General features: G+C 42.6%; 15 protein-coding genes. 7 read left to right on the top strand and 8 right to left on the bottom strand.

The window, feature by feature from the left end:
- Genes porD through porB form a run of 3 tightly spaced genes read left to right on the top strand, consistent with a single transcriptional unit; the run spans position 1 to position 2,348 of the window.
- Positions 1–261, top strand: a complete 261-nt coding sequence (gene porD / locus KDK67_RS01865; RefSeq protein WP_250867145.1) for a pyruvate synthase subunit PorD — start codon at positions 1–3, stop codon at positions 259–261.
- A complete protein-coding gene (gene porA / locus KDK67_RS01860; protein ID WP_250867144.1) occupies positions 262–1,476 on the top strand; it encodes a pyruvate synthase subunit PorA in 1,215 nt (404 codons plus the stop codon).
- On the top strand, positions 1,473–2,348 hold the full coding sequence (gene porB, locus KDK67_RS01855) for a pyruvate synthase subunit PorB (protein ID WP_250867143.1): 876 nt from the start codon (positions 1,473–1,475) through the stop codon (positions 2,346–2,348). The genes porA and porB overlap by 4 nt, the downstream gene beginning before the upstream one ends.
- Before the next feature lie 82 nt (positions 2,349–2,430).
- On the opposite strand, the gene KDK67_RS01850 is transcribed toward porB, so the two are convergent.
- Positions 2,431–3,828, bottom strand: coding sequence for an alanine/glycine:cation symporter family protein (locus tag KDK67_RS01850; protein WP_250867142.1), 1,398 nt, complete (start codon positions 3,826–3,828; stop codon positions 2,431–2,433).
- A gap of 70 nt (positions 3,829–3,898) precedes the next feature.
- Between KDK67_RS01850 and nth the strand changes: the two genes are divergently transcribed.
- The 3 genes from nth (at position 3,899) to KDK67_RS01835 (ending at position 7,232) form a co-directional block, all read left to right on the top strand.
- Positions 3,899–4,579 (top strand): endonuclease III, encoded by a 681-nt coding sequence (nth, locus tag KDK67_RS01845; RefSeq protein WP_250867141.1) that lies wholly within the window; start codon positions 3,899–3,901, stop codon positions 4,577–4,579.
- A gap of 81 nt (positions 4,580–4,660) precedes the next feature.
- On the top strand, positions 4,661–5,755 hold the full coding sequence (gene dinB, locus KDK67_RS01840) for a DNA polymerase IV (protein WP_250867140.1): 1,095 nt from the start codon (positions 4,661–4,663) through the stop codon (positions 5,753–5,755).
- 235 nt (positions 5,756–5,990) lie between these two features.
- Positions 5,991–7,232 carry a hypothetical protein gene (locus tag KDK67_RS01835; RefSeq protein ID WP_250867139.1) on the top strand — a complete coding sequence of 414 codons (1,242 nt, stop codon included), beginning with the start codon at positions 5,991–5,993 and terminating at the stop codon, positions 7,230–7,232.
- A gap of 7 nt (positions 7,233–7,239) precedes the next feature.
- Here KDK67_RS01835 and KDK67_RS01830 read toward each other — a convergent pair whose 3' ends face one another.
- The 4 genes from KDK67_RS01830 to KDK67_RS01815 form a co-directional block, all read right to left on the bottom strand.
- Positions 7,240–8,181, bottom strand: a complete 942-nt coding sequence (locus KDK67_RS01830) for a hypothetical protein (protein WP_250867138.1) — start codon at positions 8,179–8,181, stop codon at positions 7,240–7,242.
- A 26-nt stretch (positions 8,182–8,207) separates the two neighbouring features.
- Positions 8,208–9,149: a hypothetical protein gene (locus KDK67_RS01825; RefSeq protein ID WP_250867137.1), complete on the bottom strand. Its 942-nt coding sequence runs from the start codon at positions 9,147–9,149 to the stop codon at positions 8,208–8,210.
- Positions 9,150–9,260: 111 nt separating this feature from the next.
- Positions 9,261–9,572, bottom strand: a complete 312-nt coding sequence (locus tag KDK67_RS01820) for a hypothetical protein (protein ID WP_250867136.1) — start codon at positions 9,570–9,572, stop codon at positions 9,261–9,263.
- Positions 9,556–13,170, bottom strand: coding sequence for a hydantoinase B/oxoprolinase family protein (locus KDK67_RS01815; RefSeq protein WP_250867135.1), 3,615 nt, complete (start codon positions 13,168–13,170; stop codon positions 9,556–9,558). The genes KDK67_RS01820 and KDK67_RS01815 overlap by 17 nt, the downstream gene beginning before the upstream one ends.
- Before the next feature lie 55 nt (positions 13,171–13,225).
- Between KDK67_RS01815 and KDK67_RS01810 the strand changes: the two genes are divergently transcribed.
- On the top strand, positions 13,226–13,726 hold the full coding sequence (locus KDK67_RS01810) for a phosphatase PAP2 family protein (RefSeq protein WP_250867134.1): 501 nt from the start codon (positions 13,226–13,228) through the stop codon (positions 13,724–13,726).
- A 39-nt stretch (positions 13,727–13,765) separates the two neighbouring features.
- Here KDK67_RS01810 and purF read toward each other — a convergent pair whose 3' ends face one another.
- From purF to KDK67_RS01795, 3 genes are all read right to left on the bottom strand, one after another.
- Entirely contained in the window at positions 13,766–15,154 is a 1,389-nt protein-coding gene (gene purF, locus KDK67_RS01805) for an amidophosphoribosyltransferase (RefSeq protein WP_250867133.1), read from the bottom strand.
- Between the two features lie 26 nt (positions 15,155–15,180).
- The gene (locus tag KDK67_RS01800; protein WP_172363997.1) at positions 15,181–15,351 is read right to left on the bottom strand and encodes a 50S ribosomal protein L37e; all 171 of its coding nucleotides are present in this window, start codon (positions 15,349–15,351) and stop codon (positions 15,181–15,183) included.
- Between the two features lie 116 nt (positions 15,352–15,467).
- Positions 15,468–15,686 carry an LSm family protein gene (locus tag KDK67_RS01795; protein ID WP_250867132.1) on the bottom strand — a complete coding sequence of 73 codons (219 nt, stop codon included), beginning with the start codon at positions 15,684–15,686 and terminating at the stop codon, positions 15,468–15,470.
- Positions 15,687–15,826: the final 140 nt, after the last annotated feature.

Here is a 15,826-nt window from a genome sequence, read left to right as displayed (position 1 = left end):
ATGACAATTTCACCAGGAGGCGTTTGTGAACCAGGCTCCACTCTTGTCAACAAGACCGGTGGCTGGAGAACATTCAGACCAGTTTTTGATTATGACAAATGTATCAAATGCAAACTCTGTGAACTTCTTTGTCCGGACATGTCAGTCGATGCAAGAGATGACGGTTTCTTTGAGTTCAACTATGATTTCTGTAAAGGATGCGGTATTTGTGCGAACGAATGTCCAAAGGACGCTATTGAGATGGTTCTGGAGGAGAAATAAATGAAACGAAATTTTGAGAATGACAAGAAGGATATGGTCGTTGTTGAAGGATCGTATGCTGTTGCAGATGCTGTAAAAGCATGCAGGCCAAATGTCATTTCCGCATATCCTATTACACCACAGACCCATATTGTAGAGGATATCTCCCAGTTCATCGCTGATGGCGAGATACCAAACTGTGAGTACCTCAACGTGGAATCCGAGTTCTCCGCAATTTCCGCACTTGTCGGTTCTTCCGCAGCAGGTGCAAGGAGTTATTCTGCGACCACATCCCAGGGTCTTGAACTCATGCACGAGGTTCTTTTCAACGTCTCAGGTATGAGATTACCTGTTGTAATGACCGTTGTGAACAGGGCTGTAAGTGCTCCTATTAACATCTGGAACGACCACCAGGATTCCATTTCCCAGAGAGACACCGGTTGGATACAGCTTCACGCAGAGGACACTCAGGAAGCATCTGACATGACCGCACAGGCATTCAAGATCGCTGAAGATCCAGATATCTTGCTTCCGGTACTGGCATGTCTTGACGGTTTTATTCTGTCACATGTCTATGAACCTGTGGTCCTTCTTGACGAAGATCTCGTAGCAGAATATCTGCCACCATTTGAGCCAAAGTTCAAGCTCGACCCGAAGAACCCTAAGACCTTCGGTGCTTTTGCAGATCCTAATTCCTACACTGAGTTCAGATACCTGCAACAGCAGGCAATGAACAAGGCATTGAAGGTCATAGAGGATGCTGCAGATGAGTTCTATGACCTCTTTGGCAGACACTATGGTGGTCTTATCGACACATACGAGACAGAAGATGCTGATATCATTCTCATGGCAATGGGCTCTATTGTTGGTACCATCAAGGATGTCGTTGACAAGCTCAGGGCACAGGGTGTCAAGGTAGGTGTCTTAAAGGTACGGTCTTTCCGTCCGTTCCCTGCAGAAGCTATTAAGAACGCTATCAAGGGCGCTAAAGTAGTTGTTGCACTGGACAAGAACATCTCCCTTGGCCTCAATGAGGGTGCACTGTTCACCGAGACAAAGGGAAGTTTGTACAACACAAATGTCAATATTCCTATAATCGGTTTCATGATAGGTCATGGGGGTCGTGATATCCCAATGAGCACCATGGAGGCCATCGTTGACGAAGCAAAGAAAGTAATTGATTCAGGTATCACTGTCGAAAGTCAGTTCACCGACCTGAAGGAGGAATTGTTATGAAACCACTCTTACAAGCAGGACATAGGGGATGCGCAGGTTGCTGTGACGCAATAGCTGCAAAGTTCACTCTCATGGCAGCAGGCGAGGACTGTATCGTTGTAAGTCCTACCGGATGTCTTGAGGTCATGACCACTCCATATCCGGAATCTTCCTGGAATGTCCCATTTATACACTCCCTTTTTGAGAACAATGCAGCAGTCGCTTCAGGCATTGAGGCAGCTCTCAAAGCAAAGGGCGAGTTTGGCAAGACCAAGATCATCGCAATGGGCGGTGACGGTGCAACCCTCGATATCGGTATGCGTTCCATATCCGGTGCATTCGAGCGTGGACACGACTTCACATACGTCTGTATCGACAATGAGGCATACATGAACACTGGTGTACAGAGAAGTGGTGCAACGCCATTTGCAGCTTCGACCACAACCAGTCCGGCAGGTAAGGTATCCTTTGGTAACATTCGTCCAAAGAAGAACATGCCAGCCATCATGGTAGCACACGGTTCTCCATACGTTACAACAACATCCATCGGATATCCAAAGGACATGATAAGGAAGGTCAAGAAAGCTGTCGATGTCGAAGGTCCTACCTACGTGCACGCACATTCACCATGTACTACCGGATGGGGATTCGATAGCTCCAAGACCATAGAGATCGCAAAGCTGGCAGTCGAAACATGTCTCTGGCCACTCTATGAGATGGAAGATGGTGAGCTCACCAAGGCTAAGAAGATCAAGAACCCAAAACCGGTCGAGGACTATCTTAAGATGCAGCGCCGTTTCAAGCACCTTTTCACAATGGAAGGTGGAGACGAGATGATCAAGAAGATACAGGCACTCGCTGACGCTAATATCGAGAAGTTCGGGTTACAGTAAACCCGTTCCTCTTTTCTTTTTATTTTCTTATTTTTCTTATCGTAACTTCAGTTCGATCAATAACCAATGATCTTCAGCAGCTTTAGCTCTCTTTCTCTATATCTTCAAAATATTTCCTGGTCTCACTGGCGATCACCTTCCGCAAAGCAAGAAGTGCTATGAGGTTTGGTATTACCATCAATGCGTTCACGATATCTGCCAGTATCCAGATGGTCTCAAGGGTAATGTAGACTCCTCCTCCAACTAGCAATATGTAAACTATCTTGTAAGGAAGTATGCCCTTGACACCAACAAGGAACTCCACACATCTTTCCCCGTAATAGTTCCATCCAAGTATGGTGGTAAATGCAAAGAAGATCAGACCAATTCCTACAATGTAGGCTCCAATGCTCTCAAGACCTGTGGTGAATGCGTATGAGGTCATGTAGGCACCTTCATATTCACTTGTCCAGGAGCCTGTCATCACAAGCACTATTCCTGTCATCGTACAGACGATGATCGTGTCAAAGAATGTTCCTGTCATGGAAATAAGCCCCTGTCTCGCAGGTTCTTTCACTTTTGCTGCTGCGGCTGCTATGGGTGCGCTTCCAAGACCTGATTCATTGGAGAACACTCCTCTTGCAATTCCCATCTGTACTGCAAGTAACATCGAAGCACCTAAAAATCCTCCTGTGGCTGCTGTTGGGGTGAATGCAGACATTATTATCAGTCTTATCGTGTCGGAAAGCATGTCCAGATTGGTAAATATGATGAGCAGACATCCAAGAACATAAGCGATAGCCATGAACGGAACAAATACCTGTGCAACTCTGGCAATGCTCTTTATGCCTCCTATGGTGACCAAAGCCACAAGGACCGTGATAACAACAGCTGTGTAGATCGGGGGAATGCTGAATGTGATCGCAGCTGAATCTGCGATCGCATTGACCTGTGGGAAAATACCTATCCCAAAAAATGCAACACCTATTCCGCTGAATGCAAAGAAACCCGCAAGAGGGCGTGCATAGAACTTGCCAGCAAGTCCTTTTGTGATGTAGTACATAGGACCACCTGACATCTGTCCGTTCTCATCGATCTTTCTGTACTTGACTGCTAGCATGGATTCGGCATATTTGGTAGCCATACCGAAAAAAGCTGCCAACCACATCCAGAACAGTGCTCCCGGCCCTCCGACCTTGATGGCTGTGGCAACTCCTACGATGTTTCCTGTACCGATAGTAGCGGCAAGTGCGGTGGTAAGGGCTGCAAAGCTGCTAATATCTCCGGCGTAGTTCCTGTCTGATCTATCAGGCTTGATAACATAATGCAATGCCAATGGTAATTTGAATACTTGAATAAAGCCAAGACGCAATGTAAGATAAACTCCGGTCCCGACAAGTAGTGTAAGTAGGGGAAGTCCCCATACGATCTCGTCAATGCTTTTCAGAAGGATCAACCTATCCGGGGCGGTATCCACCAGGTTTAAAAAATATTCGATCACTACGCCAACATCCTCCTTCTCCTACAGTACTTATTTTTGTTGTATCATATAAATATGCTTTAGACGTTTCATGCAAAACGTTTTGTATGGTATTAACAAAGTTCCTCTGGCGATAGTGATGGACAATACTGCAAACTTTGACCTTATCTGGTCTATCCTGAAAAAAGAATACCCTGACCCTCAACCTGAGCTGGATTACAGCAATGAGTTCGAGTTACTGATAGCTACTATCCTTTCGGCACAGTGTACCGATACGCAGGTCAATAAAGTGACAAATGAGCTGTTCAGGAAATATACGAATGCGGAAGCTCTTGCAGCGGCTGACCTAGATATACTTGAAAAAGAGATATACTCTACCGGTTTTTACCGTGCCAAATCGAAGAACATAAAAAGGACATCACAACTGATCCTTTCAGATTTCAATGGCAAGGTGCCTGACACCATGGAAGAGCTTACAACCCTTCCGGGAGTTGCTCGAAAGACAGCCAATATCGTTCTTGCAAGGGGATTCGGTAAGGTGGAAGGCATTGCCGTGGATACGCATGTGAAAAGGGTTTCCGGCAAGTTGGGGCTTACTGAGAACACTGACCCGAAGAAGATAGAACAGGACCTTATGAAGCTTGTAGATCAAAAGGACTGGGACGATCTGTCAATGACACTTATCCTTCATGGGCGCAGGGTATGTGATGCAAAAAAACCTCAATGTACCGTTTGTCTGGTTTCAAAACTCTGCCCTTCAAGGCTGGATTGAATGAAAAACCCTCATCAATAACTTTATTTCCACTCCGCTTACCACATCCTTTAACTGACTTTATGGATACTAGTTCTTACAATGTCCCGCATTATCCTTCATGTAGATATGGATTATTTCTATGCCGCCATAGAAGAGCGTGAAGACCCTTCCCTTAGGGGAAAAGCGGTCGTGGTCTGTATGTATTCCAATCGTGGCGAGGAAGGGGGTGCTGTCAGTACCTGCAACTATGCTGCAAGGGATGCAGGCATTCACTCCGCTATGCCCTGTCGTCTTGCAAAGGCTGTCAAACCGGATGCTGTTTTTTTGCCGGTGAGAAAACCCTTCTATTCTGAAGTTTCGGACAGTATAATGGAAATACTCAGGTCCTATGCTGACAATGACGGGGAACTTTTCGAGAAGTTAGGTATCGATGAGGCCTTCCTTGAAGTGACGGCTACCTCAGGGGGAGATCTTGATAAGGCACAGCAGATCGCACAGAGCATCAAGGAAGGTGTAAAGGAGCTGGAGGGCCTTACATGTTCGGTGGGCATAGGTCCTAACAAGATAATCGCCAAGATGGCATCATCCCGTCAGAAGCCGGACGGTATCACTGTTATAAGGGAGGATGAGGTGGATGGTTTCCTCAGGAAGATGCCTGTGGCAAAATTATGGGGTATCGGAAAGGTCACGGAGGAAAAACTTGCCGGTATGGGTATCGATATCGTGGAAGATCTTGCCGGGCACGATGTTCAGGAGCTGATCTCCATTTTCGGGAAGACCCGGGGTACGTGGCTCAAGATGGCTGCATCAGGCATCGATGACGATCCTGTTAAGGAGAAGACCAGTTCTGACCAGATCGGCAGGATGGCCTCCCTTACCCATGATACCCGCAAAAGCGATCTGGTGCTCTCCCTGCTGGATGAGCTTTTAGATGATGTGTTCAGTAAAGTTACTGCAAGGAGTGTTTCTTTCAGATCAGTTACTATAACCGTCATATATTCTAATTTCAAGACCGTTACCAAAAGCCATACGCTCAATCATCCCATGGCTGAAAAGTCAGTGCTTCGGGAAGTTTCCTATCAGATAATGGGGGAATTGCTGGATAGCAGTACTGTCAATATCCGCCGCATTGGTGTGCGTGTGGGGAACCTGCATGAGAACAAGGGTCAGAAAACGCTGGCTGAGTTCTTTTGATATTAAATACGAAGGTTCGGATTTTTTCTCTCGCATAGCAAGTCGGGGATATGGGTAAGGATGAAAAATGTCACTCCTAGAAATTTTTGAGTCCCCATAGGTTCGAATCTTACCCCCCGCATAGAAAGTTGGGGATATAGGTAACTAGAAAAAACCGAACTCTCCAAGAATATTTTGTCGAATCGTTTTCATTATAAAAAACTTAATATCATATTATAACAATTTGAGTTAATTGATGAGAAACTTAGAAGTTAACGATATTGTAGAATCAGTTAAAGAAATCCAAATATTTCTTGGAACAGAATGGTTATCTGATGAGCTCAAGAAGTTAAATTCCCAAAAGCCTAACAAAAATCCTCGAAAACATAATTTTTTAAGAAAAAAAATTACCTATCATCCTTTTGCACTTACGTGGAAAAATGCTTTAAAACAATTGGATTTATGTTTAGAAAAAAAGCGTTTAATTGTTTCTCATGATTTGTTACAAGTTGTTGTCTTAGGGTCTTACTTTTCAAGATTAAAATTTATTAAATTAGTAAATTCTGAAGGAGAAATGGTTGGGACTTCTATTCAAGAGTTAAAAAAACGATTTAAAAACCCTGACGAATATGATAATGTAAAATATGAGCTTCAAATTGCTTCAGTTTACAGTTTTAACTATAATACAAATTTTGTCAAAACTGCTAGCAAAAAAACACCTGACTTGTATATAAAGTTAGACAATTCAATGATTCAAATTGAATGTAAAAAGAAAGAAGATATGAGCAAGAGAGATAAAACGAACAAGTTGCATTGGGACGAGTTAGCAATCAAAACTCTTAATTTTATGACAGAAAGTGATATCAATTATCTATCAATCATACGATTCGAAAAAGATCCCAGCGATGTTTCAGCTAAAAAATGTCTTTCCTATACAATAGATTTGTTAAAGGAACAAAAAGAAGGAGTATTTAAACATAAATTAGGTTTTTCAGTTGAATTAAAAAAGATAGCAGAGAACGATGAGATTTTAACATCTTCATTTACAGAAGATTTCAAAAGAGAAGAATACTTTGAAAGTGAATATGTTAGTTTTCAATCAAATGAAGAAGGCATATCTAAAAATTCTTTAATTAAAAACCCAAAAATCATATGCTTCAAATCGAAAGAATTACCTGATCGGGTTAACTCGGTAATAAGAACAATTAGAAAAGCAAAAAAACAATTAAGGTCTGATTTGCCTGGAATTATTTATATCGAAATAAACCCTAATAATTTCCAACCACAAGATTTCGATATCCTTGAAAGAAAAATAAAAGAACATTTCAGCGATAGCATTAATGCTGTTGTTCTAACAAAAGCACCTGATATAAAAATAAATGATGAGTTTGGTCAATACACTCACAAATCCCAAGTAATTTTAAATGAAAAGTGTAAACTGACCTTACCGGAAAAGTTTGAAATTATAGGGACTTCAAAAAATAAAGCATCAAATTAAAGGTTTTTTAAGTAAATTCTACCATTATTTTTTTTAGAGCTGGAGTGCATAAATTTACATATCCCCCATCCCTTATCCTCTTCTTAATATCCTGAAAAGTACTTCTTCCAACACCAAGTATCTCAGCTTCCTTCTGTGGCATCTCAAGAATCTTTCTCTTGATCTCTTCTACATCAATAAACTCTTGAACCTTCTTCACATCCAATTCCTGTTCATCAATATTATTGGCTTCCTTTCCAATGTAAACAATTCCATCAACATGAACATGCTTTCTTTCAAGTACTCCAATCTCACCATCGAACTTATGCTCAAGATGTTCCACATACTGCGTTATTGTCCTGCTTAATGGCTTGAAATAATGTGATCCTTCCCTAATCTCTCCAGTTCCATAATCAATAAATGGTTCATAAACAGCCTTTTGAGGATCATTAGAGAAAGGGGCTAAAGGCTTTACCGCCTTACCATCTTCCTCAATTGCTTTGAATCCAACAAGATAGAAATTGAACGGCTTGATCTGGTCTTTCCATTCCTTATCTGCATTGAATCCCTTGAACCTTCTCAGGACATTGGATGTTGAAACAGTAAGCCTTGAGATAGCATACAAGCCTGAATACTTCTCTTCAATATCCGTTCCTGAGAATTTACCATAATGCAACGTGAGAATATCTTCCCATATCTCAGCCTGCCAATCATCAACAGCCTTTGGAAACGGATTTGTTAAATGTCCAAGTCCATGCAATTTAAAAGATCTCTCACCTTCCATGAACTTGATAATTCCATTCTCATAAGTGTAAAGGGCATAACGTTTAGAGGATATGCCATAAGACCACATATCTTCTTTTTCAGGTTTCAACAAATCAATATCAAGGCTGTAAGGATTAAGCGGTTGGAAATAATCTATGATCTCCTGAGCATGTTCAGGAGGAACGAATATTGAATCCGTATCCATGAACTTCACCTTTGTAATTGAGATTTTTATGAATTGATTTTGTTACATTCCTTAATATTATTTTTAATATCCTCTGAAATTTCTAACTTTAGATCATCGGGAATTAAATCCACTTTTTCCAAAGCAGAAAGTGCTTTGTCGTAATAACCTCTGGCAATGTTAGGATGAGATATGAAAAAGAAATCACCAAGTTTAAGGTGTAGTGTGAACATCTCACCAAATTTCTTACTAAACCTTTTTGCCAGCTTTTGCATAATCTCAAATTCACCTTTTTCTTCAAGTTCAAATAGATATGACATGAAGATATCTAAATTCTCGGGGCTGTTCTCTACCAAATAATCGAACCTTTCATCGTCGTTCAGTGCAAGAAAATCTTCAATACGAGCTACCTGTTCCGGATCAAGATATTCATCTTCATCTTCATCTTCTAAATCTTTTGCTTTTACCAAAAGAGATTCGATCATCTCCAGAGAGATATCATATTTTTTTCCAAGCCTTTTTATCTGTTTAACATACATAGCATCGTCTGCTGATGTGTTAATGTCAGAGTAATAGCAAATCCATTTTAAATATGCCTGCCTGTCCGACATCCACGAGCGGTTATCGATAGATGTGAGTACATAATCAATCGCCAGTTTAAATTTATGAACAGTTATTGGTTTATCCTCAATTACTTCCACTAAATTCGCAATAAGTTCTGATCCAAGCGAATGGGTAAAATAGTTGAGCTTCTTATCCAGATTATATTTTATATATGTCAGTAATTTGATGATTTCCCTATCAGTTATCTTTTTGTCACGTTCATAGTAATAATAAGCAATCGTGTATTCGAACGTACCAAGATATTGAGAGTATTCTTCCTCTTTATCCTCAAGACTCTCAAGCCCCAGAATTACCGCATTATCCGGTTCAAGCATATCCATCAGGGATATTTCATCAATAGCAATCATAGCGTTTTTATCGTCCATATTTTATCACTTTTTGCTTAGTTTTGCTTTTTCAAATACATGTAAACCATAACTCACACCTCATATCTTTCCCACCAATCCCTCAAAGTTCGCATAATTATAGTCAATAACCTAATATTTTTCGCTTATAATCTTCATCAACAAACTTTTCAATCCATCTCTTTGCAAAACTAATCTTTGATGAATATTTGATGAATATTTGATGAACGCATCAAATATCAGCTGCTTCATATGATTTGTGTCAATGATGATTATAGATGAAATAACTCTCTTTATACTTTTACATATATGCTCTATTGGATTTATGTCTGGGGAATATGGTGGAAGATATATCAGGAATTCTATCTCCATTTTCTTCCATTCGTCATAAGGCGTGTCAATGATCATCTTCCTCAGTAAATCAGTATCACCCCTTTTTCCCAAAACCGCCGCCACCGGGAGTTTCTACCACGAACACATCCCCTTCTTCCATATCCACCTCAGCGGTTGGTTCCATTTCCTGTGTCCTTCCGTCCTTCCTGATCACCAGGTTCTTACCACATTCCGCTTCGGAACCGCCGTTTGAACCAAAAGGAGGATATTTCCGGTGCGAGGATATTATTGCTGCTTTCATTTCCTCAAGGAATCGCATTTTACGGATAACACCATTTCCTCCGCAGTATTCTCCTTCCCCTCCGCTTCCCTTCCTTATGGAATATTCTTCAAGGAGCACCGGAAAACGCAATTCAAGGACTTCGGGATCGGTCATTCTGGAGTTTGTCATATGGGTCTGTACAGCATCGACACCATTGAATCCGTCTCCTGCACCTGAACCGCCGCAGATGGTCTCATAATACTGGAATTCCTGGTTTCCAAAGGTGAAATTGTTCATGGTTCCCTGGGATGCTGCCATGATTCCCAGTGCGCCATAGAGGGTATCCACGATATACTGTGAGGTTTCCACATTTCCTGCTGCAACTGCTGCAGGGTGGGACGGGTTCAATAAACATCCTTCCGGTATTATTATTCTGAGGGGTTTCAGACATCCTGCGTTCAATGGGATATTGTCCTTTACAAGCGTGCGGAAAACATAGAGTACGGCAGCCTTACATACGGATGCAGGGGCATTGAAATTATTATCCTGCTGCGGTGACGTTCCTGTAAGGTCAATAGTTGCTGAGCGGTCATTCTTATCGATCTTGATATTTGCGTGAATATGACTGTCATCATCGAGTTTGTAAGTGAATTCTCCGTCATGCAGGACCTCGATTACCTTCCTTACAGCCTCTTCGGCGTTATCCTGCACATGCTGCATATACGCCATAACCGTTGGCAGCGAATATTTCTCCACCATCTGCTCAAGGTGTTGTATGCCTTTTTCATTTGCAGCGACCTGTGCCCTGAGGTCAGCGATGTTCTGGTGATGATTGCGTACGGGATACTCGCCACTATTTAGGAGTTCTGTAATTTCAGTTTCCCTGAAATATCCCCTGTCCATAAGTTTGAGATCATCTATCAATATCCCCTCTTCAAAGATGAACCTGCTTTTAGGTGGCATCGAACCCGGGCTGATTCCTCCGATATCGGCATGATGACCTCTTGATGCAACATAGAATTGCACTTTTTCCGACCCGCAGAATACCGGGGATACAACAGTAATGTCAGGAAGGTGCGTGCCGCCGGCATATGGGGAGTTTAACATATATGCATCCTTTTCATTCATTCTCCCCTTTCTGTTCCTGATCACTGCTTTGATCGATTCTTCCATTGATCCAAGGTGTACTGGTATGTGAGGTGCGTTAGCGATGAGATTTCCTTCATGGTCGAAGATCGCACAGGAAAAATCAAGCCTCTCTTTGATATTGACCGAATATGCGGTGTTTTGAAGGCTATATCCCATCTGCTGCGCAATTGACATGAAACGGTTGTTGAATACTTCAAGCATGATCGGATCGACCTCTGTCCCGAGAGCAACATGTTCTTCTGGTGGCACTGTACGCGTGAGGACAATATTGTCAAGAGCGGTTATGTCCGCTTTCCACAGGGGTTCAACGATTATCGTAGTATTATCTTCAATGATAAGGGCGGGTCCTGTTACGGAATGTCCGGTATCCAAACAGCAGCGGTCGTAGATATTTGCAGTATGATATCTTTCACCGGTGTACATCTGTACTGTCCCACATGGGCTTGATCCATTCTCAGAAGTTTCCATCTTTTTCCTTTCAATATGGATCTCATTTGCTCCTATCATCTCCACGGATGCTGCTGAAACCACAAGTTCCCTGTTTTCCATGACAAAACCAAAACGCTTCCTGTGGGCCTCAAAGAATCTTGTTGTTATGTCCTTCGTACTTCCGAACTCTATCTCCAGCGGAGTGTCCGTGCCGCTGTATCTCACATGCACTTTCTTTTTGGCGATGAGCCTGTCAGGTGAGACACCCTGCTGCTGCATTGACTGATATCCTTCAGTTTCCATTTCAATGAATAGTTCTCGCATTTGCTCTATAGTGTCGGCATTCAGGTCCTTTTCCGCGGACCTTTCAAGTATCATTCTCTGGTCTGCCAGTCCCATGCCATATGCTGAAAGCACCCCTGCATATGGGTGGATGAAGATCGTGCTCATTCCCAGTGAATCCGCGACAAGGCAGGCATGTTGTGCACCAGCTCCTCCGAAACAACAGAGTGTATAACTTTTAAGATCGTATCCTCTCTGTGTTGATATTTTCTTGATGGCATTTCCCATGTTCTCGACTGCGACTGTCAAAAATCCCTCTGCCACTTCTTCAGGAGATATGCTCTTGCCTGATCCTTCCGATACCTTCGATGCCATTTCCTCAAACTTTGTGTGAACAGTTCCTGTATCGAGGGGCAATGTGCCTGAATCCCCGAAAACCTGTGGGAAATATTCTGGGATTACTTTTGAGAGCATCACATTACAATCAGTGACCGTCAGAGGTCCGCCTTTCCTGTAGCATGCAGGCCCGGGTTCTGATCCTGCAGAATTGGGTCCTACCTGAAATCTTCCATTTTCATAGTGTAGGATCGACCCGCCACCTGCGGCGACTGTGTGAATATGCATCATTGGGGAATATAGGTGAATTCCGTCAATCTCGTTCTCAAATGAGCGCTCATATTCTCCGTTATAGTGTGCTACGTCCGTGGAAGTCCCGCCCATATCGAAACTTATGATCTCCTTGAATCCGGCAACTTCTGATACAGTTGCTGCCCCAACGATACCTCCGGCAGGACCTGACAGGATGCTGTCCTTGCCTCTGAAAGAAGTCGCCTGTGTCAGCCCTCCGTTGGATTGCATGAACAAAAGGCTGGTGTTATCTCCATTGGATCGCAATATTGAATGTATCCTGTCAACATAGCGCTTTAATACGGGCGAAAGATACCCGTCCACCATGGTCGTTTCCCCGCGTCCTATTATTTTTATGAGGGGGCTGATCTTGTGGGACAGGGAAATGTGTGTGAATCCTATCTCCTTTGCTATCCTTTCAATAGCAAGTTCATGCTCCGGATAACGATAAGAGTGCATAAGAGCTACTGCAATAGAATATATTCCAGAATCATGAAGTTCTTTAAGGTCTTTCCTTAATCTGTCCTCATCAAGGGGGACCAGCTCTTCACCCTTGGAGTTGTAGCGCTCTTCAGCTTCTATAACGCTTTTATATAGAACTTCGGGGAGCTTGATGTCAAGTGCAAATATTTCCGGGCGATTCTGGTATCCTATTCTTAGGGCATCCCTGAACCCTTTGGTTACTACGAGGGCAAAGTTCTCGCCTTTTCTTTCAAGAAGTGCATTTGTACCTACTGTTGTTCCCATCTTTATGCATTCAATGTCCTTTGTTGGCAATGTTTCATCTGCTCCTAGGTCAAGCATCTGGCGTATCCCTTCAATTGCTGCATCTTCATAATGTTCCGGGTTTTCCGAGAGTAGTTTATGGGTGATGGTCTCTCCCTCGGGAGATCTGCCAATAACATCTGTAAATGTTCCTCCCCTATCTATCCAGAATTGCCATCTGTTTTTTACGGACATGTTCAACCTCGGTATCTTGCAAAATTGTTTATCTATACAGCTCCTACAATTATTTATGTCGTTCTCATCCCTGGATGCTCAGATACTGCATATCCTGAACTCTTATGCTGGTTTTGATCCCATTGTGGTATTTTTGTCAGTGGCAGGGGCTGATATATTGTGGGTATTGATAGCTGCTATTTTGTTCATATCGATCTCAAAGGAGAAAGCTCTCTATTATTGTTCGATGATGCTTTTCCTGGTGGAGGCGGTCGCATTGATCAAATCACAGTTAATGGTACCCCGTCCGGAAGATGTTCGATTTGTTGTGGAAGCCTCGGGCTATTCCATGCCAAGTGCACATTCGACAGCTGCCTTTGCAACAGCTATGTTCTTGTATCCGGTAGCAAATAAATATGGTATTCTTATTTGGTCAGGTGCAATTGCAATGGCTTTAAGTCGTGTGTTTGCAGGTGTGCATTACCCTTCTGACGTGATAGCAGGGGTCGTGCTTGGTATAATGATAGGCTATTTGTGGTTACAGATCGAGAGCTATTTCCAAAAAAAGAGTATGTGAATTAATTATGTTGCTCTCTGATCTTTCAGATCGGAGCTGTTAGCGGGAACACTCTTCGCCAACTATCTTTATCGGATATCGTTCTGTAAGGCATCCAAGACAAAGTTCTTTCCTGTCAATACCTATTGATTTGATAAGACCTTCTATGCTGAGGTATCCGAGTGAATCTGCTGTGATGGCATTTTTCACATAATCAAGAGGCTTTTGAGCGGCAATGAGCTCTTCCCTTGTAGCCATATCAATGCCCATGTAGCACGGTGCGATAATAGCAGGGCTTCCTATCCTTGCATGTACTTCTTTTGCACCCGCGTTACGTACCATTTCGATTATACGTCTGGATGTTGTACCGCGAACAATACTGTCATCGAGGATGATGACCTTTCTATCCTTGAGGTTCTCAGCTATTGTGTTCATCTTAAGACGAACTGCTGTTTCCCGCATTTCCTGTCCCGGGAGGATAAAAGTACGTCCTATGTATCGGTTCTTCATCAATCCTTCCCGATAATTGATGCCCGATTCATCAGAATAACCTATTGCAGAGGTGATCCCTGAGTCTGGTACGGGGGATACAATATCCGCATCTACCGGGTGTTCTTTTGCAAGTTCTCTGCCTATCTGCTCGCGAACCTTGTACACAAGCTGACCGTCAATGATCGAATCCGGCCTTGCAAAATAGATGTACTCAAAAACACAGTGAGCACAGTTCTTTTCAGTTAACATCTGATGGCCTTCAAAACCATTTTCCGTTATCTCCACAACCTCACCGGCTTTGACATCCCTTGTCAATTTACCGTTGAGTGTGTCGATGGCAACGCTTTCCGATGCAACTACATATCCGCCGTCGATCTCTCCTACGCATAGTGGTTTGAATCCCAGTGGGTCCCTCACAGCGAAAAGTCGATCGTCTATCATAATGGCGAGTGAATATGAACCTTTGAGCATTGACATAACAGCCTTGATGGATTCAAGGGGGTCGTGTATTAGCAATGCTTTGACAAGAAGGTGAGCTATGACCTCTGTGTCAGAACTAGTTATAAAAATGCGTCCTTCGGATTCCAGCTCATCCCGAAGTTCCTCTCCGTTTACAAGATTTCCGTTATGCGCGATGGCAAGATTTCCATTCTTGTAGTTCACCATTAAAGGCTGACAGTTAACTATGTTAGAATCTCCGGTGGTCGAATATCGAACATGTCCGACACCGAGCCTACCTTCGAGCTTCAACAGTTCATCCTTGGAATATACTTCCGGGACAAGACCCATGCCCTTGATGGACTTGAGTTTATCTCCGTTCTTTACCGTAATTCCTGTGGATTCCTGTCCCCTATGCTGCAAAGCATAGAGTGCATAATATATTTGGAGTGAAGCGGGTTTTGCCTGCGCATCAGCTTTATGCATCAACACGCCGACAACACCACATTCTTCTTTCATTTATGCTCCAAATGAGAAAACTCGATTTAGAATTTGCACTTTCTTTGCCACTGGTAGCTTCGCATGCGTGATGTTTTTCCGAATCCGCATGAAGTGCACTGTTTTGTATGGATGTTGAGTGAAACGCTTCCACAGCGTCTGCATTTTGCATGTGTGCGTTTCTGCCTCTTACCCATTGATGGAGTACCTTTTGACATCTTTTAATCACCCTTTTGTATTATATAATATGTATTTTGCAGCCTATCTCTACTACTGGTAAATTGTAATAATTATATCCGTGGATTTCTCCTGATGCATCTATTGTTCATATAGGTTACGGAGACACGTAGACTACGTTATCTCCTCTGATAACAACTCCACCTATCTTGCGAACGATCTCTCCGTCCTTTAATTCTTCTGCTTCGTCCAGAACAAGGTTCATGTGGACATCATATCCCTGAAGTACGCCTCTAAATTCTCTTGCGCCCTTCAATCTTACAATCACTGATGTGTTCAATGAATCATTCAATATATCCAGAGGTCTGTTTCCCATATCTATTGCCCCAATTGTGGTAATGAAATTATAATTTATAGTTCCTTATGTTGTATTTGAACTTGATAAGCGTTTAGTTCTTAACTTGAAGCTCCAATGTTGTAAATACAATATATAAACCTATCGAAATACGCAATATC

The organism is Methanococcoides seepicolus, from assembly GCF_023684405.1.
GTDB lineage: Archaea > Halobacteriota > Methanosarcinia > Methanosarcinales > Methanosarcinaceae > Methanococcoides > Methanococcoides seepicolus.
The sequence above is the reverse complement of the archived record's forward strand: the minus strand, read 5'-3'. Positions and strand labels throughout refer to the sequence as shown.

Bases quoted from the DNA above. Each gene is read 5' to 3' on its own strand.
- porD (WP_250867145.1), top strand. From the start codon at position 1: ATGACAATTTCACCAGGAGGCGTTTGTGAACCAGGCTCCACTCTTGTC.
- porA (WP_250867144.1), top strand. From the start codon at position 262: ATGAAACGAAATTTTGAGAATGACAAGAAGGATATGGTCGTTGTTGAA.
- porB (WP_250867143.1), top strand. From the start codon at position 1,473: ATGAAACCACTCTTACAAGCAGGACATAGGGGATGCGCAGGTTGCTGT.
- nth (WP_250867141.1), top strand. From the start codon at position 3,899: ATGCAAAACGTTTTGTATGGTATTAACAAAGTTCCTCTGGCGATAGTG.
- dinB (WP_250867140.1), top strand. From the start codon at position 4,661: ATGTCCCGCATTATCCTTCATGTAGATATGGATTATTTCTATGCCGCC.
- KDK67_RS01835 (WP_250867139.1), top strand. From the start codon at position 5,991: ATGAGAAACTTAGAAGTTAACGATATTGTAGAATCAGTTAAAGAAATC.
- KDK67_RS01830 (WP_250867138.1), bottom strand. From the start codon at position 8,181: ATGGATACGGATTCAATATTCGTTCCTCCTGAACATGCTCAGGAGATC.
- KDK67_RS01825 (WP_250867137.1), bottom strand. From the start codon at position 9,149: ATGGACGATAAAAACGCTATGATTGCTATTGATGAAATATCCCTGATG.
- KDK67_RS01815 (WP_250867135.1), bottom strand. From the start codon at position 13,170: ATGTCCGTAAAAAACAGATGGCAATTCTGGATAGATAGGGGAGGAACA.
- KDK67_RS01810 (WP_250867134.1), top strand. From the start codon at position 13,226: ATGTCGTTCTCATCCCTGGATGCTCAGATACTGCATATCCTGAACTCT.
- purF (WP_250867133.1), bottom strand. From the start codon at position 15,154: ATGAAAGAAGAATGTGGTGTTGTCGGCGTGTTGATGCATAAAGCTGAT.
- KDK67_RS01800 (WP_172363997.1), bottom strand. From the start codon at position 15,351: ATGTCAAAAGGTACTCCATCAATGGGTAAGAGGCAGAAACGCACACAT.
- KDK67_RS01795 (WP_250867132.1), bottom strand. From the start codon at position 15,686: ATGGGAAACAGACCTCTGGATATATTGAATGATTCATTGAACACATCA.